Source organism: Burkholderia ambifaria AMMD (genome assembly GCF_000203915.1).
Lineage (GTDB): Bacteria > Pseudomonadota > Gammaproteobacteria > Burkholderiales > Burkholderiaceae > Burkholderia > Burkholderia ambifaria.
In genome coordinates this window covers 797,797-816,270 of the sequence record NC_008392.1, presented here as the reverse complement: position 1 = coordinate 816,270, position 18,474 = coordinate 797,797, and the positions used below count along the sequence as shown (strand labels likewise).

The 18,474-nt window shown below is 65.2% G+C and carries 11 protein-coding genes; 5 read left to right on the top strand and 6 right to left on the bottom strand.

Annotation, left to right across the window (positions count from 1 at the left end; translation table 11 throughout):
* Positions 1 to 15 precede the first annotated feature (15 nt).
* Positions 16 to 3,927 (bottom strand): type I polyketide synthase, encoded by a 3,912-nt coding sequence (locus BAMB_RS31065; protein WP_011661108.1) that lies wholly within the window; start codon positions 3,925 to 3,927, stop codon positions 16 to 18.
* 49 nt (positions 3,928 to 3,976) lie between these two features.
* Positions 3,977 to 4,174 (bottom strand): hypothetical protein, encoded by a 198-nt coding sequence (locus BAMB_RS35710; RefSeq protein ID WP_162487082.1) that lies wholly within the window; start codon positions 4,172 to 4,174, stop codon positions 3,977 to 3,979.
* A gap of 217 nt (positions 4,175 to 4,391) precedes the next feature.
* Here BAMB_RS35710 and BAMB_RS31055 point away from each other — a divergent pair, with 217 nt between their 5' ends.
* On the top strand, positions 4,392 to 6,140 hold the full coding sequence (locus BAMB_RS31055) for an acyl-CoA dehydrogenase family protein (RefSeq protein WP_011661107.1): 1,749 nt from the start codon (positions 4,392 to 4,394) through the stop codon (positions 6,138 to 6,140).
* A gap of 158 nt (positions 6,141 to 6,298) precedes the next feature.
* Here the strand turns inward: BAMB_RS31055 and BAMB_RS31050 are convergent, their stop codons facing one another.
* The 4 genes from BAMB_RS31050 to BAMB_RS31035 all read right to left on the bottom strand — a co-directional run bounded on the left by BAMB_RS31050 (position 6,299) and on the right by BAMB_RS31035 (position 12,501).
* Positions 6,299 to 9,856, bottom strand: a complete 3,558-nt coding sequence (locus BAMB_RS31050; RefSeq protein WP_082089699.1) for an indolepyruvate ferredoxin oxidoreductase family protein — start codon at positions 9,854 to 9,856, stop codon at positions 6,299 to 6,301.
* 28 nt (positions 9,857 to 9,884) lie between these two features.
* On the bottom strand, positions 9,885 to 10,922 hold the full coding sequence (locus tag BAMB_RS31045) for a beta-ketoacyl-ACP synthase III (RefSeq protein WP_011661105.1): 1,038 nt from the start codon (positions 10,920 to 10,922) through the stop codon (positions 9,885 to 9,887).
* A gap of 116 nt (positions 10,923 to 11,038) precedes the next feature.
* A complete protein-coding gene (locus BAMB_RS35705; RefSeq protein WP_041491894.1) occupies positions 11,039 to 11,329 on the bottom strand; it encodes an acyl carrier protein in 291 nt (96 codons plus the stop codon).
* Positions 11,330 to 11,538: 209 nt separating this feature from the next.
* Positions 11,539 to 12,501 (bottom strand): DUF7065 domain-containing protein, encoded by a 963-nt coding sequence (locus BAMB_RS31035; RefSeq protein WP_011661103.1) that lies wholly within the window; start codon positions 12,499 to 12,501, stop codon positions 11,539 to 11,541.
* Between the two features lie 344 nt (positions 12,502 to 12,845).
* Here BAMB_RS31035 and BAMB_RS31030 point away from each other — a divergent pair, with 344 nt between their 5' ends.
* The 4 genes from BAMB_RS31030 to BAMB_RS31015 all read left to right on the top strand — a co-directional run bounded on the left by BAMB_RS31030 (position 12,846) and on the right by BAMB_RS31015 (position 18,410).
* Positions 12,846 to 13,607: a PEP-utilizing enzyme gene (locus tag BAMB_RS31030; protein ID WP_227739250.1), complete on the top strand. Its 762-nt coding sequence runs from the start codon at positions 12,846 to 12,848 to the stop codon at positions 13,605 to 13,607.
* Complete coding sequence (locus tag BAMB_RS31025) at positions 13,604 to 15,784, top strand: hypothetical protein (RefSeq protein WP_011661100.1); 2,181 nt, start codon at positions 13,604 to 13,606, stop codon at positions 15,782 to 15,784. Before BAMB_RS31030 ends, BAMB_RS31025 begins: the two co-directional genes overlap by 4 nt.
* 9 nt (positions 15,785 to 15,793) lie before the next feature.
* A complete protein-coding gene (locus BAMB_RS31020) occupies positions 15,794 to 17,566 on the top strand; it encodes a pyruvate, phosphate dikinase (protein WP_011661099.1) in 1,773 nt (590 codons plus the stop codon).
* Positions 17,567 to 17,651: 85 nt separating this feature from the next.
* The gene (locus BAMB_RS31015; RefSeq protein WP_011661098.1) at positions 17,652 to 18,410 is read left to right on the top strand and encodes an SDR family NAD(P)-dependent oxidoreductase; all 759 of its coding nucleotides are present in this window, start codon (positions 17,652 to 17,654) and stop codon (positions 18,408 to 18,410) included.
* Positions 18,411 to 18,474 lie beyond the last annotated feature (64 nt).

The following is an 18,474-nucleotide window of genomic DNA, read 5'->3' as shown; positions in this document are numbered from 1 at the left end:
ACTCGGAAAACACCGTCAATCGCCGCTCGCCGCTGCTTGCATTTCGGCGATGCGCCGCCCTAGCCGCGCCGCAAGCCGCCGTACGGATGCACCACCGACGATCGAGTTGTGGTCGTCGTCGAACACGTCCACCTCGATCGCGCCCGTGGTCAGGCGGGCGAGATGCGGCCACACATCGTCGCGGCATCGGCCGTTGCCGCCGTTGGCGGCCAACGCGTAGTGGATCGGCGCGCGCAGCGCGGTGAAACTTCGCGAGACGATCGAGACCACGCTCGACGCATAGAGCCGTGAGATACGCGCAAACTCAGGGGGATCGAGCCGCGCCCGCATCTCGAGAAGCCCCAGATCGCGATCGAGCAACGCGACAAAGCGCGCATCCTTCGCTAGCGCGTCGATGTCGGCGAGTGACGGCAACGCGGTCGTCGAGCCAACGATTTCCTTCAATCGCAACGCGAAGTCGCCCGTGGGAAACGGGCTGTCGACCAGCATCAGCGGCGGCGCCACCTTCCCCTCCGACTCCCACTGCGCCGCCATTTCGAGCGCCACCAGGCCACCGAACGACCAGCCGCCGACGCGATCAGGCAGGCGCCCGAACTCGCGCTCGAGCACATCCCGATACCCGCTGGCGAGTTCGGCGAGCGGTCGATGGAACGGCAGCGTCGGCCGGTCGACATCGGGATGCCGCAAGCCGACGATCGTGGGATCTCCGGGCCACGCGTCCGCCAGCGCCTGGTAGCACAGCACGTCGCCTCCGATCGGATGGATCAACGCAACCATCTCGCCCTCGCCGTGACGCAGCACGATGAGCGGCTCCTCGGCCGGTGGTGCACGCATGCCGCGATCTTCGGGAGCGCCCCGCGCCGGCAGCGCTTCACGCATGTCCGCCGGCACCGTTTGTGAAGTCCGCGCCGCCGAGTCCTTGGCGATCGGTGCCGCGGCCATGAGCTCGGCCAGCCTCGAGATCGAAGCGCCCCGTGCAAGCACCGCCATCGGAACCGTGTGTCCGAACATGTGCTGCATGCGTGACCGAAGCTCGGTCAGCGCAAGCGAGTCGAAGCCGCTGGCCGCGAGCGGTACGTCGTCGTCGATCGCAGCGGCACCGCTGGACACGGAACGCGCGATCCGACGAATCGCGTCGAGCACGTGCGCACGCTCGCGCGACAGGTCGCCCGATGTCGCTTCAACGCTCGTCGGTCCGGTGTTCGACGCGTCGTGTGATATTCCGGCGTCGCGACCGGTCGCCGTACCTTCGACTTCCGTGTCGACCGATGCAGCCGCTCGTAACGTCATCGGCAATTCCAGATGCACGCGCTCGAACGGATAGGTGGGCACCTGAGCCGGCCGCGGCGGGCGCGGATACAGCGCGGCCCAGTCGCGCATGAACCCGAGGCAGTACAGGTGCGCGCATGCATGGGCGAAGTTCATGGATTCCGTGGCGTCGTCGCCCGGCGCGTCCGCCAGCGACGATACGACGCTTTCCCACTTCTGCGTCGCCGCGCGCGCCAGATTCGACAGCGCGGCACCGGGCCCCACCTCCAGGAATACGCAATCCTGATCGGCGAACTGGCCCAGCGCATCGGCAAACAGCACCGGCCGCTCGACCAGGTCCAGCCAATGCTCGATGCCCGCTATTTCGGCACCGGCGGGCTTGCCGGTCAGTGTCGAGATCAGCGTGATGCGCGGCGGCATGAATCGAAGCGCCGACAACGCCTGCGCGAAAGCCGGGCGCATCGGCGCCAGCAGCGGCGAATGCCCCGGCGTGTCGTACGTGCCGAGCATCGATGCGCGCCGCCCCATCGCGACCATGGTGGCGTGCACTTCCTCGATTGCCGCGGCCGTGCCGCTGACGACCGTCTGCTCCGGACCATTGATGCCGGCAACGAACAGCACTTCCCCGAACTCGAACAGGCGCTGCAACTCCGTCACGCCGGCCGCGACCGCGAGCATCGCGCCGCGCGGCGTGGCGGTATCGAACAACCGGCCGCGCGCCTCGACCGCCTTCAGGCCGTCCTCGAGCGTCATCACACCGGCCAGTGTCGCCGCGACGTGCTCGCCGAGCGAATGGCCGACCACGGCATCGGGTCGGTTGCCCGATTCGATCCATGTCCTTGCCAGCGAATGGAGGATGACGAAGTGGGCAAGTTGCCCTTGGCGATGGCGAACCGTCTCGGGATGATGGCCGCGGATTGCGGCCATCACATCCGCAGCCAGCGCGGGATCCAGATACGCGAGGCATTCGTCGACGAAGCGATGAAACACCGGATTGTCGTCGTACAGTTGCGCGCCGACACCGGGTTTCCATGCGCCCTGGCCCGGGAACAGGAAAACCAGCCGACGCGATTTCGCGACACTGGCCGAGTGCCAGTTGCCCTCGGCGTTGCCGGCCAGGAAATCGTCCAGCGACTCGAGCAGCTGTTCCCGGCTGTCTCCCACCACGGCCGCGCGGTGAGGCCAGTGATCGCGCCTGACGCTTGCCGTGTAGCAAATGTCGCCCGCGGCGGGACCGGCCGTGTGGAGCATCTTCCGGTATGCGTGCGCCAAACGAACGACGGCCTCCGGCGACCTGGCGGAAAGCGGCAGAACGCGCGGGATCCGCTCCTCGTCCATCGCGACTTCGCGCGCGCCCGCGCCGGCCAGCACCAGGTGCACGTTGGTGCCGCTGATCCCGAACCCGTTGACGCCCACCATTCCGTTCTCGTCCAGCGCGTCCTCGCCGGTGCGCGGCACGCAAATCTGGCTGTCGTCCCAGCGAAAGCGCGGCGTCGGATCGTCGAAATTCGCCTGAACCGGCACCCGGCGGCGGCTCAGGATCAGCATCGCCTTGATCAACCCCGCGATACCCGCGCCCGCTTCGAGATGGCCGATTTGCGCCTTGACCGAGCCGACCAGCAGCGGGCGCGCCCGTTCCACGCCAGCCGTATAGGCATTGCGCAAGGCAGTCAATTCGATCGGATCGCCCAGTTGCGTACCGGTGCCGTGAGCCTCGACGTACGCGACGGACGCCGGGCCAACGCCGGCGCGCCGCAGCGCGACCCGAATCGCGCTTTCCTGCGCCGCGCCATTGGGTGCGGTGAGACCGTTGCTCGCGCCATCGTTATTGATGGCCGAGCCGGCCAGTACCGCGTCGATGCGATCACCGTCACGGACCGCGTCGTCGATGCGCTTCAACACGACCACGCCGCCGCCCTCGCCGCGCAGATATCCATCGGCGCGGGCGTCGAACGGCCGGCACATCTCGCTGGGCGACATGGCCTGCAGGCGAGCGCCCAGGATCGTCTCTTCCGGCGACAGGATCAGATTGATCCCGCCCGCAATCGCGATATCGCAGTCACCCGCACGCAAGCTCTGCGCAGCCAGATGAACGGCGGTCAGCGAGGAGGAACAGGCCGTATCGACGAACACCGCGGGCCCGTGCACGCCGAGGAAATACGCCACCCGTCCGGCCAGCGTCGGTCGGCTCGCGCCCAGCCTCGCGTAGGTCGTCAGCTTGCTCATGTCGCCGGCCCACACGGTGCGGCGGCCGTAGTCGACTTCGCCGCTGCCGAGAAACACGCCGATGCTTTGCCCGCGCACCGTGCCGGGCGCGATGCCGGCATTTTCCAGTGCCGCCCAGCAGAGCTCGAGCATCCACCGTTGTTGCGGATCCATCGCGAGCGCTTCCGATTCGGAGATCCGGAAGAAGCCGGCGTCAAATTCGAATGCGCCTTCCACATAGCCGCCATTGCGCACATAAGTGGTCCCCGGCACGCTCGCGTCTTCGCTGAAGAACGGCTGGATGTCGAAGCGGGCCATCGGTGTCTCGCGGACCGCAGTGCGTCCCGATTCGAGCAACGCCCAGTAGGATTCGTGGCAAGCGGCATCGCCAGGGAAACGATATGCAGTACCCGTTATCGCAATGCGCGATACAGGGAGGCTGGTTCCTTGCATGTGGATCCCCGCAAGTAGCAGTGGAGAAAATCCCGCGACCCCGCCTGGGTCACCGCAGGTTCGTTGGACGCGGCACGCGCGGCGTGATGCGCCGCTGCCACCGCGGTTCGCCATGTCGTTCGCGCCGAATCGTCCGCGCGTCCGATTTCAGCCGCACCGCGCGCAGCGGCGTCCCGGCGCCGACGTCGAAAACCACGGGCGTTTCGTTCGCGAATTCCGTCGCGTCTATCGGAAGTGGCTCTGCCATATGCGCTTCGATCAGGTGTTGTATTGCACATCACTGCGTGCGAAGTGCGGCCAGCATAAAACGGTGCTCTGAGCGCGCAAAGTGAACTTTTGTCACCATCGGCCGCTGCGCACAAGCGAATCCGTGCTTCAGAAAAATTCAAATTCCGCGCAACGTCGATATGCAAAGATCGATGATCTCCGGTGGTCGACTGCGGACATTCAATGGGAGCCTCGCCATGCTGGATCAACCGACATACGAGCAGGACGCCAGATACACCCGCGCCCTCGCAAGCTTGCTGACGCATCCGTCTTTCGATGCCGTGCGCGACGAACCCGATCGCTACACGATGCAGTCACGCATTTACGAACAACTGCATCTGCTCAACCGGCACGCGGGCGGTGGCACGGCGTTGCTGGCGGATCGCCATCGTCTTTTCGACACGCTGGCCTTCGCGGCCACCGTCAGCCCGCCGCTGTTCAACGTCGCGCAGGCGCACTACGGCGTATGCCTCGCGACGATCAAGACGCTGGGCAAGCCGTCCGTCGAACTGGACCGCATCATCGACGAACTCGACAGTCTTTCGTCAGTCGCGGCGATCCTGATCACCGAGGTCGGCGTGGCCTGCAGCCATCTGTCGGTCGCGACGCGCGCCGAATACGATCCGGCGACCGACAGCTTCGTGCTGGTCACGCCCAACGAGCGCGCGTGCAAGATGATGGCGAACGTTGCATTGGACGGCGTCGCGAAAACCGGCGTGGTATTTGCGCAGCTCTGGTGCGGCGGCGAGAATCGCGGCCTGTTTCCGTTCGTGGTGCCGATTCGCGACCGCGTGCGCGTGTTCGACGGCATACACGTCAAGGCGCTCGCCGGCGTGTCGTCGATGGGGCTGGACTACAGCCTCGTATCGTTCGCGCGCGTACGCGTGCCGCGCACGCACTGGCTTCAGGACACGGCCACCATCGACGCGAACGGGCAGTTCCACGATCCGTTGGGCGCCGACCAGCGCCTCGTCCGCTCGCTGGGCGTCAGTGCGAACGCCACGACCGCGACTGCCGTTGGCGTGTCGGCCGCGGCACGGGCGTGCATCTGGACCAACCTGCGATACGCGCAGCGGCGAACGACCGGTGCGCGGCTTGGCGGCAACCGGCGCATGCTGGAATTTCGCAATCAGCAGAGCCTGCTGTTCGGCGCGTTGGCCGAAGCGTTCGTGATCAGCCATTTCGCACGCCGGCTGGTGGCGAGTGACGGCAGTGAAGCCATGTCGTCCGATATCGCGGCCGTGCCTTGGGCCGCCGTTCACCGAATGGGGGCGTTGACGAAGGCGGTGACCGTCGCCGGCGCCGCCGACGTGATCCGCAATTGCCGCCGCGCCAGTGGCGCGCACGGATGCCTCGGCGCGAATCGATTCGGCAGCTACGAGGACCTGACGGACGCTTATTCGTCCGCCGGCGGCGACAACCAGTTGATCCTGCTCGAGATCGGCCGCGAACTCGCCTCCTCGCCATCCCGCCTTTCGGCGGACATCGGCACGCCGGAGCGGATCGACGATGCGGCGGCACTCCGCCAGCTGGCCCGCTTCGAAGAGCACCGCCAGCACGCTCGGGCGACGCACGGTCTCGCACTCGATGCATCCGATCCAGAGGCTGCGTTCGCCGCATGGAACCCGCGCCTTCCCGCGCTGCTCGACCTGGCCAGAGCGCATGGCCGCCGGATCGCACTCGAGGGATTCCTGCAGGACGTGCATGCCGCCGACGATGCCGACTCGGCGCTGGCCCTCGCGACGATTTATGCGCTCGAGCATTTCGGCGGGTCGCTGGACTACGTCGAACGCGATCGCGCATTGTCGGGGGCATTCGACATCGTTCTCGGCGATCTGGATCGGCTGCTCGACGCATTCGGGTTGTCGACCGAGTTGATCAGAGCACCGATGGCGCAGGACGACTACGTGCACGCCTACATCGGCGGCGAGTGGCCGGATCTCTGAACGATCGATTGCGGCGGTGTGCGCGTTCGGCTCGGCGCGCACTGTCCTGACGGACGACGCGGCACGCCGTGACCGCGTCTCCCTTCGAACTCACGAACCTTGCCGCGGCGACGCGTGTGCAGAGAATGTGCGTCGTCGCGCGACGCCGGAAGCATTCGCTAGGCTTCCACCACCGTAACCGGGATCACCCGCTTCGGCGCCTCCGACGAAGCGGCCTGATCCGGTTGATTGATCCGCTCAAGCAGTCGCGCCCGGGCGTCCGTCGCACGCGCGACGTTCGCGGCCTTCACGTGCCCGAAGCCACGGATCATCTCGGGTATCGATGCGAGTTCCCTCGCCGCGTCGATACGGCCGCCTCCGATCAATTCGGCGACGCGATCGAGATCGTCGGCATACTGCGTGAGCAATGCACGCTCCATGCGGCGCTCGGCGGTATGGCCGAACACATCCAGCCACGTACCGCGCACGCGCTTCAGACGCGCCAACACCCCGAATGCCGCGGTGATCCATTCCCGATAGCGCACCTTCACGGGCCGGCCTTGCGCATCGCGGCGAGCGAACAGCGGCGGCGCCAGATGAAATTCGAGCCGGTCGTAACCATCGAATTCCGTTTCGAGTTGCCGGCGGAATCGCCCGTCCGTATACAGTCGCGCGACCTCGTATTCGTCCTTGATTGCCATGAGCCGGAACAGGTTGCGCGCCACCGCCTCGGTCACGGCGGACGAACCCGGCGCGGCCGACGCCTCGGCCGCCCGTATGCGCTCGACATGCGCGCGATAGCGCCGCGCGTAGGCCGCATCCTGGTAATCGGTCAGGAATGCCGCCCGCCGCTCGACGACCTCGTGGATCGTCGTGGCGGGCTTGTCGCGGCGGGTAGCCTCGACATTGGACATCGCGTCGAGCACCGACGCCGGTGCATGCGCGGCGCGCCGGCCCCAGCGAAACGCGGCGAGATTCATCGCGGCGGCTTCGCCGTTCAGTTCGATCGCCTTCTCGATTGCCTGTGGCGAAACCGGAAGGCTCCCGAGCTGGCAGGCCATGCCGAGCAACAGCATATTCGCCGCGATCGATTCGCCGAACAGCGCAACCGCCGCGGCCGTGGCATCGAAGAAGCGGGTCTGGTCAGGTCCGGCGGCATCCTGGATCGCATGCTTCAGCGACTGCGCCGGCAAGCTGAAGTCCGCGGACCGAGTGAAGTCGCCCGGCATGGTCTCGGCCGTGTTCACCAGGCAACGCGTATGCCCTCGGCGGAGGGTCGCGAGCACCTTGCCGGACCCCGTCACGACCAGGTCCCCACCGAGAACGAAATCTGCCTGGCCGGCTGCGACATGTACGCAGTCGACGTCGGCCGGCGTCCTCGCGATCCGCAGATGCGAATGCACGGCGCCGCCCTTCTGCGCAAGACCGGCCATGTCGATGATGCCGACGCCCTTGCCCTCCAGATGCGCGGCCATGCCGAGCACCGCGCCGATCGTGATCACGCCGGTTCCACCGACACCGTTCACGATCGCGCACCACCCGCGGTCGAGGGGGTACTCGTCCGGTGTGGGCAAATCCGCTATCGGCTCGCTCCCGTCGAGCGCCCCGTGACCGGTCTTCGGCTTCGCTCCATGCACGGTGACGAACGCGGGACAAAACGCGTCGACACAGGAGAAATCCTTGTTGCAGCTCGACTGGTCGATGCGCCGCTTGCGGCCGAACTCCGTTTCGACCGGCTGTATCGCAACGCAATTGGACGCGACACCGCAATCGCCGCAGCCCTCGCATACCAGTTCGTTGATCAGCACGCGGCGATCGGGATCGGGTAGCTTGCCGCGCTTGCGACGGCGCCGCTTTTCCGCCGCGCAGGTCTGGTCGTAGATCAGGACCGACACACCCGGTACGTTGCGCAATTCGCGTTGCAATGCATCGAGCTCCGCACGATGGTGAACCGTGGTGCCGTCGGGAAACCGCGCCACGCCCGCGTATTTGTCCGGCTCGTCACTCACCACGGCGATGCGCTCGACGCCTTCCGCATGCACCTGTCGCGCGATCGCATCGACGGTCAGCCGGCCCTCGACCGGCTGGCCTCCCGTCATCGCCACCGCATCGTTGAACAGGATCTTGTAGGTGATGTTGACGCCGGCCGCCAGCGCGAATCGCAGCGCCAGCGATCCCGAATGATTGTAGGTGCCGTCCCCGAGATTCTGGAAGAAATGGTCGCGCCGCGAGAACGGGGCCTGCCCGATCCACTGCGCACCCTCCACGCCCATCGCGGTGAAGCCGATGGTCCCGCGATCCATCCACATCGCCATGAAATGGCAACCGATTCCACCACCTGCGATCGAGCCCTCGGGAAGCCGGGTCGACGAATTGTGCGGGCAGCCGGGGCAGAAGTGCGGCACGCGCGCGGCGAGCGTCTTGGCGCCAAGCTGCGCCGCCCACGCGTCGCGCAATCTCGCCAACCGCGCGGCAATCGTTTCCGACGGCCCGAACAACGCCAGAATGCGTTCACCCAACGCGATGCCGATCAGGTTCGAATCCAGCGCACCGGTCGGCGGAAACAGCACTCGCCCCTGCTCGTCGTGCTTGCCGACGATCGCCATGCAATGACGTGTGCCATACAGCTGCTCGCGCAGCTGGGTTTCGATGAGCGCCCGCTTCTCCTCGACCACGACGACGCATTCGAGCCCCTGCACGAACTCGGCGACGTGCGCATGGTCCAGCGGCCACGGGCAGCCGATCTTGAACAGCCGCAAGCCCAGCGCGTTGGCACGCGCGGCGTCGATTCCGAGATCGCGCAACGCCTGCAGCGTATCCAGATGGCTCTTGCCGGTCGTGACGATGCCGAGCCGGGCGCGCGGGCCGCCCGTGAACACGATTCGATTCAGGCGATTGGCGTGGACGAAGGCGGCGGCCGCGCGACGCTTGTGGACGAGCATGCGCTCCTCCTGCCCGAGCGCATCGACCTCCCGGCGGATGTTCAATCCGCCCGGCGGCAACACCAGATCCGGCACGACGATATCGATCCGGCTCGTCGACAGGTCCACCGACGCGGTCGATTCGATGTTGTCCTTCACGCACTTGATGGCCACCCAGGTGCCCGCATAGCGCGATAACGCGTAGCCAAGCAGCCCGTATTCGATGATCTCCTGCACGCCGGCCGGATTCAGGATCGGAATCATGGCATCCGCGAAAGCAAATTCGCTGGCATGCGCCGCGCTCGACGATTCGGCGAGATGGTCGTCGCCCATCAGCGCCAGCGCACCGCCATGCTTCGATGAGCCCGCGAGATTGGCGTGGCGAAAGACGTCCCCGGCCCGATCGACGCCCGGTCCCTTGCCGTACCAGAGCGCGAAGACACCATCGCGTCGGCCTTCACCGAGCATCTCGGCCTGCTGCGAACCCCACACCGCGGCGGCGGCCAATTCCTCGTTGAGGCCCGGCTGGAACACGATATCGGCCGCGGCCAGCGCGTTGCCGGCTTTCCAGAGCTGATGGTCGAGTCCGCCCAGCGGCGAGCCGCGATAGCCGGACACGAAACCGCCCGTATTCAGCCCGGCTTGCCGATCGCGCTCGCGCTGCATCAACAGCATGCGTACGACGGCCTGTGCACCCGAGATGAAAATGCGATCCTCGCTCAACGCGTATTTGTCGGCCAGCGAGACGTTGCGTAGCGTCATGGTCGAATCCTTGCTCGTCGGGGTCGGGATGAGGCCGGCTATCGCGGCTTGCATGCGGGGCGCCGTCAGCTGCGCCCTTCGATTACCAGCGCAGCAATGCCGATCCCCACGTAAAGCCGCCACCCATCGATGCGAGCAGCACGAGGTCGCCCTCCTTCACACGTCCGTCCGTCACCGCCGCATCCAGCGCAAGCGGGATCGACGCCGCGGAGGTATTGGCATGGCGATCGACGGTCAGCACGGTCTTCTCGGCCGGAATGTGCAGTTGCTGTCCCACGGTTTCGACGATGCGCTGGTTGGCCTGATGCGGGACCAGCCAGTCGACGTCATCGCGCGACAAGCCGGTCGCGGCGAGTGCCTCGTCCGCCACGGCAGTGAGATTCATGACGGCATGCAGGAACACCTCGCGCCCTTCGAGGCGCACCTTGCCGACCGTCCCGGTCGACGACACGCCTCCATCCGTGCGAATCTTGTCCTGATGCCGTCCGTCCGAATGCAGGTGCGTGGAGAGCACACCACGCTGGTTCGTGCTGCCGTCACTGGGCTCGGCCCGCAGGATCACGGCGCCGGCACCGTCGCCGAACAGTACGCAACTCTCACGTTCGGTCCAGTCGACGATGCGCGACAGCGTTTCCGCGCCGATCACCAGAGCGGTACCGACTTGCCCGAGCCGCATCATGCTGTCTGCCACCGAAAGGGCGTACACGAACCCCGAACAGGCCGCATTCACATCGAAAGCGGCGCCTTGATGCATTCCGATCGCGGCCTGCACGCGCGCGGCGGTCGATGGCACCGTCTGATCGGCGGTGGTCGTCGCGACGATGAGCAGGTCGAGATCGGCGCCGGTCAGATCGGCCCGCTCCAGCGCACGGCGGGCTGCGGCAATCGCGAAATCCGAGGTTTTCTCGTGCGCCGCCGCGATCCTTCGTTCGCGGATGCCTGAACGCCTGACGATCCACTCGTCGGACGTATCCACCGTCCGTGCCAGTTCATCGTTCGTCACACGCCGCTCCGGCAGAGCGGAGCCGCAACCGATTACGCAAGAGCGAAACGGTGCGTTCAGGCGAGTAGATGTGTGACGCGCACCGCGCTCACTATCTTGAGGAGAACTTTCGATCATGTCGATTCGGTCCTGCTATGCATTGCGTTCAGATGACTGGCCGCCGCAGACCGTTCGGCCAGACGACGATCAAGGCCTTCCCGGTCGTACTTTCATTCACCTGTGCGCGAGCGCGCTCAGAGCCGGGCCTTCACGTAGTCGATCAGTGTTGCAAACGTCGGATAGTTGTACAGCACGGTCTCGTCGATCTGAACGCCAAACTCGTCCTGGAGAAAAAAAGACAGCTGGACGGAATCCAGCGAGTCGAAACCGGAATCGGAGAAGGTTGCGTTCAGATCGGACGGCTCGCCGAGATTCTGTTCGCGCATCCACGTCTTGATCGCGGCGAGGATATCGTCGGTCGTGATCGACGCACGGTCCGGTTGTGGAACGGCATTCGAATTCGGCGCAAGGGTTTGAGTCGTCATGGCACTACTCCCGATACGGTTGAAGAGCATGTTGTTCAGACACGGTGAAATGTCGAGGTTACTTTCCGACTGCTTCGAGAACATCATAGGTTCAGCATGTCCCGTTGAAAGTGAACGATTGTCACTGCTGAAAGTACCGCAAGCGCGAGCATGGCGCTCCCTCGCATGAACGTTTTCCGCGAGCTGCGCGCATGTCGACGGCCTTGCCGTCATGACCGGATTCCCAGCCCCGTAAACTTGTCGAGCGGCCAATTCTCCTGAGCCTGTCCATATCCCTCCTGGCCTTTGTAGAACCAGCGCATCATCGACAGCACGGGCATGGTGTTGCTGTAGCAAGCCCATGGATGCTGTGCAACCGGGACGCCGAGCAAATGGTGTTCGACCTCGTCGACATCGACGAGCACCTGCTCGTAACTGAACGGAAACGCGCCGCGCCGAACCGCCCGCTGGCGTCCGGATACGAGCCCGCGCACTTTCCCGTCGACGAATGCGTAGCCGTGAGCGAGCTTGAATTGATGCCAACCGTCCGCGAACGGCTCGAAGGTCCAGATCGTCTGGAACGCGAGCGATCGGGAGAAGCTGGCATTCACCCAGCCCATCGGGCGCAACCCGCGCTCGTTACGCGGCCCCCAGCTGTGGTCCATGGTCGATACGCAATCCACTTCATGAATACGTCCGCGTACTTTCAGCGTGCCTGTGACGTGCACCGTCATGTCGAAATGATTCGCGTACGCGGCGCCGAAGCCGGTCGTGTCGACATCCGCGCAAGCCAGCGGATCCATCGACTTGTCGTGAATGTCGTACGGCTCCATCAGGCCCCGCACGGTCCAATGCAGCTCGGTGCCGTCCACGCCGACGTAGTCGACCTGGTAATCGCGCGGCTCGTTCATCGTTCGAACGCTGAGGCCATTGGGCAGCTCGTAGTGCTCAAGGCGTTCCGGCATCGGCAGATGCTGCTGAAAATCGACATACAGCGCCTCGAGCGACGTCCTTCCCAGGCTGTCGATCATCGACACGTCGGCCACGAAGGCGCCTATGCCCGGCCTCGCTATCGTGTACACCCAGGCCGTAATGTTGGCCTCCGGCACATAGACCGAGAAAAAATTCGTCTCCGCCCAGTCGTACGAAACGTCGACGGGTGTATGAAACCTTACGTCCTCCGGCAATATCATCGAATCTCCAAAAGAGCATGACGTTCAGGTGAAGCGGGGAAACGGTGGAATGCCTGCCAAAACCGCGCGGCCAGTCCTCGACCGACGTGGTGGATTCCCGGCACGTGTTGATCGGGAGCGTTCAGCATAGGACGGCCACCTGCATCCCGAAAGTCAACATTTGTGACCGATTCGATCTGAATGGCATCGCGTCGGCATCGCTTCACAATCGTTCAAAGATTTTCACGCGACATGCGTCTACGCTGCGGCAATCCATGAGCGAGTTCGAAAATACTCGTCCAATACGCCCGTAATTCGTCGTAGTTGACCAAACGACGGCTCCTTTTTCTTAACGCGATCGTGCATTGGAAAAGTCGAGACTGATAATGAAAAAATTTCCCGCGAAGAATTGGTACGGAGGGACGCCTGCATCGCTTCTCGCCGAAGCGGTCAACGGCATGGTCCGTGCGCTGGTGCGCCGTCAGTTCGCGCAGAGCGGCGAAGACTGGACGTCGTTCGTATTTGGAAGCGCCGATGCGTTGATTACCCGACAGGATATCGAGCGCATCGAACAGCAGGCGCTTGCAACGGGCTATCGGTTTACGTCGACCTCGCTGGTCTCGCTGCGCGAACGACCCGATGCCTACAAGGATGCCACGGGCCTGGGCGTGGACGTATCCGCGTTCAGTTTCGAGCACCACGACGCCATCACGGGATCGATCGACGCGAATGGCCGCGAGCAGCGCGGCACCGGCGACAACGTCGTCCGGCATGCGGCAGATGTCGACGGGGTTGCACGCTACGTCCGCACCAGCGATCAGGTGATCCGGTACATGCAGAACGGTGTGCCGCCCGACACGATCGCGATCATCGACGACAGCGGCTGCACGCTCACAGCACCCATCATCGACCGGTTCAAGGGCATCATTTGCGCGAGCGGCACCGTTCGCTCGCATCTGGGCATCCTGGCCCGCGAGTACGGCATCCCCTGCCTGATGAATGCGCGCATCAGCGGCATTCGCGACGGCGACCGGATCGAAATCGAAGCGAGCGCGGCCGCGAAAACCGCGCAGGACTATCAGGCAGGACGAGAAAGCACGGCCCGCATCTGGAGATTCGCGCGATGAACGCCCCCCACGACCACTCCCATGTCAACGTCGGTTCCGACCTGACCTATCTGCAAATACTCGAGGCCAACCATGCGATCCAGCAGTGGGGCGACGAAACGCACTGGCTGGCGGTCACGCGTACCGTGCAGCGCTCGTCGCTGTTTCCGCTCTCCGCGTGCAGCCTGTTTGCATTACTGAACGCCTTCTACAAAATGCCTGCGCTGCTGCGCAAGATCGAGACGAGCATGAAGGCCGAAGACATCGCCGACCGTGCGCGCAATCTCGGCATCAAGCTCCAGAGTGCGCAGATGGGCTGGCTGCTGCCCACGCATTACCTGCTCGGCCGTGAATGGCTGCTGTCGATGGGCATGCTGCGGCCACAGGACGCCGCGCAGGACGTCGTCTATCTTCTCGACTTCTGGCGGCGTTTCCAGCTCGCATGGCGCCGCAACGACAACCGCTTGAGCAGCCGAGAATACGGGCACCGTTCTCAGATTCTTCCGGACCGCACGCTCGAGGTGTTCGCGGCCGATCTCTACCCGTGCCGACCCGGCGATGCGCTTCACGACGCGGCTCACAACTTCATGGCGACGGCCTCGCAGTACTGTTTCGTCGCGGCGTGCGAAAGCCGGATCAACCTGCACAACTCGGGGCCGTACCGCATCGACGATGCGCAGCAGATGCTGGTGCGCGATTTCATGGACCTCGGCGAAGGTGGGCTGCCGTGGCTCGATGGTGTTGCCGCCAACATGCCGTACAACAATCTGACCGTGACGCTCGCGACGCGAGGCTGCCATTTCGACATCGTCGATGATTGGGGCAGTTTCGAAAGCACCCCCGAATTCACGTCCGACATGATCACCGGCGTCGGGCTCTACACGTCCGATCCGCTGTCGGATGGCTTCATACCGGTGGGCATGGCATCGGCCGACGAACTGACGTCGATTTTCCGTGATCTCACGGACCGGATCCGCGACGCAATGACGAAGCTCTGGACGCGCATTGCCGGCTGGTCGCGCGACCAGCTGCTCGACGCCGGCGCGCTCGTCTACAACTCGGCGATGAGAAATCTCGCGCATGTTGCCGGCGTCTTCGAGTCCGACGACTGGTTTACGATCGATCCGCGCGCCGAACGCTTCCGGCCGCTACTCAATGACGAATTCGCCGAATGCGTGCTCGGCGAACTGGTGGGCGCGATGTCCATGCCGAGCCAGCAGGCGTCGCCGTTCGTGATGATGCAGCATGCCGATCGCCCGGCACGGATGATGACACCGCTGCCCTGCTCCGTTGTCGAAAACCGCGACTTCGCCGCGTCGACAGGCGGACTTCGACGCGGTACATCGCATCTCGCCGCGAAGACCGACCGCTACCTGACGACACGAGGCATACTCAGCGTGGCGGATTACAACGCAGCGGCTCGCACGCACGAGCCTGCAGCCAGCTCCGCGCGCTTTCGCTATCTGTGCGAGACCTGGGTCGCATACCATCGCGACACGCCGCAGGCCGATGCGCTGTACCGGCACGAACGGCGTCATTCGCGGCACCTGCACGAGCGCGCCGCCACCCATTCGCTCGATCGGCGCGCCGCACTCACGAATGCCTTGTATTCGGTACTCCGTTGCCTGGCATTGAAGCCGAATGCGCTCCCCGCCGACATCGAGGCACTGTCCGGCTTGGGCGCGGAGCAGACGCTTGCCGTGCTGAACACCGCCACGGTCGGCGGACGCGCGATCGAGATCGACGGCAGATTCGTGCTGAGCCCGCTCGCACGCATCGCGCTCGACGCGCACTATGCAAACGAATACGCAGACGCATGCGCAGACGAAACGTTCGTCGCGCACTACGAAGCGTTCGAGCGGATCAACAGCCGGTTGAAGGCGTTGATCACCGATTGGCAAACCGTGGAGCTCGGCGGACAGCGCATCGCCAACGATCATCAGGACCACGAGCACGACTTTGCGCTGATCGACAGGCTATGCGGGTTGCACGATCGCGTCGACGACATCCTGGTGCGTCTGGCGCAGGCGGTGCCGCGCATCGACAATTACCGGTCGCGCTTGCAAGAGGCGCTGGAGAAGATCGACGCAGGCGCGATCCAGTGGGTAAGCGACGCGAACATCGATAGCTATCACACCGTGTGGTTCCAGTTGCACGAGGATCTGCTCAGGATCGTCGGCCGCCAACGCACCGAATAGGACACGCACATGGCCATCTCATTCGGAACATGGGTCCTGGGTTTCGACGGCGGCGATTTTCCGCCGAGAGAGCAGATTGGCGGGAAAGGCTGGTCGATCGCGCACATGTCCGCCGTGGGGCTGAACGTGCCGCCGGCGTTCGTCGTGACCACTCGCGCGTGCCATGCATACCTGTCCGATGAAGCCGCGCCACGCGGCATTGACCAAGAAATCGCGGCAGGCATCGCGTGGCTGGAAGCACGCACGGGCCGAGCCTTCGGCGGCGGTCCCGCTCCGCTGCTGATATCGGTGCGCTCCGGCGCGGCGGTCTCGATGCCCGGCATGATGGATACGGTGCTGAATGTCGGTATCACGAGCGCGACGGAGCCCCTGCTTGCGCGGTTATGCGGCAGCCAGCGCTTCGCGCGCGATACCCATTGCCGCTTCCTTGACTCGTTCAGTCGCGTCGTGCTCGACGCGCCGCCGCTGGAACCGTCCGCACGCGACGATCCCGCGGCGTGGCGCGACGCGCTTGCCACGGCCGGGGCCGCGGTGCCGGACGACGCCTCCGCGCAGCTCGAGATGGCCGTGCACGCGGTATTTCGCTCGTGGAACTCGCCGCGTGCGCGACGATATCGTGCTCATCACGGCATCCCGGACGATGCCGGCACGGCAGTACTGGTACAGGCGATGGTATTCGGCAATCGCGACGACCGGTCCGGGACCGGCGTGCTGTTCAGCCGCAACCCGTTGACGGGCGAGCCGGTCCCTTATGGCGAGTTCCTGCCCCGCGCGCAGGGCGAGGACATCGTCTCCGGCACGGTAACGCCGCATCCGCTCGATACGATGCGCGACACGTTGCCCGATGCATACGACAAGCTGCTTGCCGCCGCGAGATTGCTCGAGCATGCGCACGGCGACATGCAGGACATCGAGTTCACGATCGAAAGCGGGGAATTGTTCCTCCTCCAGGCACGAACGGGAAAGCGCTCGCCCGAAGCCGCCGCTCGCATGGCGGTCGACATGCTCGACGAGGGTCTGGTGTCGCCCGCAATCGCGCTCTCCCGTGTTTCGCCCGACCAGATCCGGTCGTGTCTGCGCCCCCGCCTCGCCGATGGTGCCGCCGCGCGCGGCCACGCGTTGCGGCATGGCGAAGGCGCGTCACCGGGCATCGGACGCGGCGTGGTGGTGACGGACCCGGACGAAGCGGAACGCCGCGCAAGGCTCGGCGAAGACGTCGTACTGGTACGCGCAGCCACGAGCCCTGACGATCTGCACGGGATGATCGCCGCGCGCGCCGTCGTCACCGAAAATGGCGGATCGACTTCGCATGCCGCGGTGGTCGGCCGGGCCCTGGGGCGTCCGTGTGTGGTGGGATGTGGCGCAGGCGCCGTGGCCGCGCTTGCCGGGCGCGTCGTCACCGTCGACGGCGCCGCGGGCCTCGTCTACGACGGCGAACTGGCGGTCGTCGCTCCCGATGAGGACAGCGATCCGGTCCTGCAGCGCCTGTGCCGCGTCGCCGAGGCCCATGCGCCCGTCGCCGTTCACGCGAGTCAGGATGGCGCCGGCGCGTCGGCCGACGCGGACTTCTCCGGCCTATCCGATCTCGGCGCACTCCGTCGCGCGCTCGCGGCGCTGCGCGCCGGCGCGACGGTCAGCGGCCCGATCTTTGCCGACGACGATCCGGCTGTGGAGGCGGCCATCGACGCAGGCGTGGCGGGCATCATCACGCGGCCGCGCTTGCCCGCGCTGCTCGCATCCATCCGTTACGGTCGCGCGAAGCCGCTTGCGGCATGCGAGTGACATCGTAGTCCGTTTCACCGGCATCGTCGGCGGCAACAGCGACGGTCCGGAAACTGAAAACCGAACACATAGTGAGGAATCCTTCGTGGAGAGACTATTCGATAAAGTGGCGCTGGTGACGGGCGCAACGTCCGGAATCGGCAAGGCGACCGCAATGCTGTTCGCGAGGGAAGGCGCCAAGGTCGCCATCGCGGCACGGCGGGAAGAGGAAGGACGGCAGGTCGTCCGGGAAATCCTCGACCACGGTGGCGAAGCCATATTCGTCCGGACGGACGTCGCTCAAGCCGAGGATTGCGCTGCCGCGGTCGCGCGCACGGTCGCGTCGTTCGGCAAGCTCGATATCGCGTTCAACAATGCCGGCATCACGAGCTTCGGGAGGCCGGTAGCCGATACCGACGAACAGGCGTGGAGCACCGTTATCGACGTCAACCTAACGGGGACGTTCCTGTCGATGAAATACGAAATCCCCGAGATATTGAAGGCGGGCGGCGGCTCCATCATCAACATGTCGTCCGCATACGGCCTGGCGGGATCCGCATTCGGCGCCTGCTCCTATCATGCGTCGAAGCACGGGGTCATCGGCCTTACGCGGGCAGCGGCACTCGAGTACGCAAAGGAAAAGCTGCGGGTCAATGCGATCTGCCCCGCGTTCGTGGCAACCGACATGATCGGCGCGTTTCTCGAACAACCGGAGCAGGCGGCCCAACTGGCAGCACTGCATCCGGTCGGCAGGATGGGCACGCTTGCGGAAACGGCTGAAGCGGTCGTCTTTCTCGCAAGCGATGCGTCGACCTTCATCACCGGCACCACGCTGTCGATCGATGGCGGAATGGGCGCCGGCTGAAAGCGAATCCGAACGTCGGAGCCGCCGTCCGGTCACGCGCCGGCGGCGGTTCGTCGTCGCGTCG

What these genes read in the sequence shown, in the direction of transcription:
- BAMB_RS31045 (WP_011661105.1), bottom strand. Translation starts at nt 10,922, where the DNA reads ATGATCGAAAGTTCTCCTCAAGATAGTGAGCGCGGTGCGCGTCACACA.
- BAMB_RS31025 (WP_011661100.1), top strand. Translation starts at nt 13,604, where the DNA reads ATGAACGCCCCCCACGACCACTCCCATGTCAACGTCGGTTCCGACCTG.
- BAMB_RS31055 (WP_011661107.1), top strand. Translation starts at nt 4,392, where the DNA reads ATGCTGGATCAACCGACATACGAGCAGGACGCCAGATACACCCGCGCC.
- BAMB_RS31050 (WP_082089699.1), bottom strand. Translation starts at nt 9,856, where the DNA reads ATGCAAGCCGCGATAGCCGGCCTCATCCCGACCCCGACGAGCAAGGAT.
- BAMB_RS31020 (WP_011661099.1), top strand. Translation starts at nt 15,794, where the DNA reads ATGGCCATCTCATTCGGAACATGGGTCCTGGGTTTCGACGGCGGCGAT.
- BAMB_RS31065 (WP_011661108.1), bottom strand. Translation starts at nt 3,927, where the DNA reads ATGCAAGGAACCAGCCTCCCTGTATCGCGCATTGCGATAACGGGTACT.
- BAMB_RS35705 (WP_041491894.1), bottom strand. Translation starts at nt 11,329, where the DNA reads ATGACGACTCAAACCCTTGCGCCGAATTCGAATGCCGTTCCACAACCG.
- BAMB_RS35710 (WP_162487082.1), bottom strand. Translation starts at nt 4,174, where the DNA reads ATGGCAGAGCCACTTCCGATAGACGCGACGGAATTCGCGAACGAAACG.
- BAMB_RS31035 (WP_011661103.1), bottom strand. Translation starts at nt 12,501, where the DNA reads ATGATATTGCCGGAGGACGTAAGGTTTCATACACCCGTCGACGTTTCG.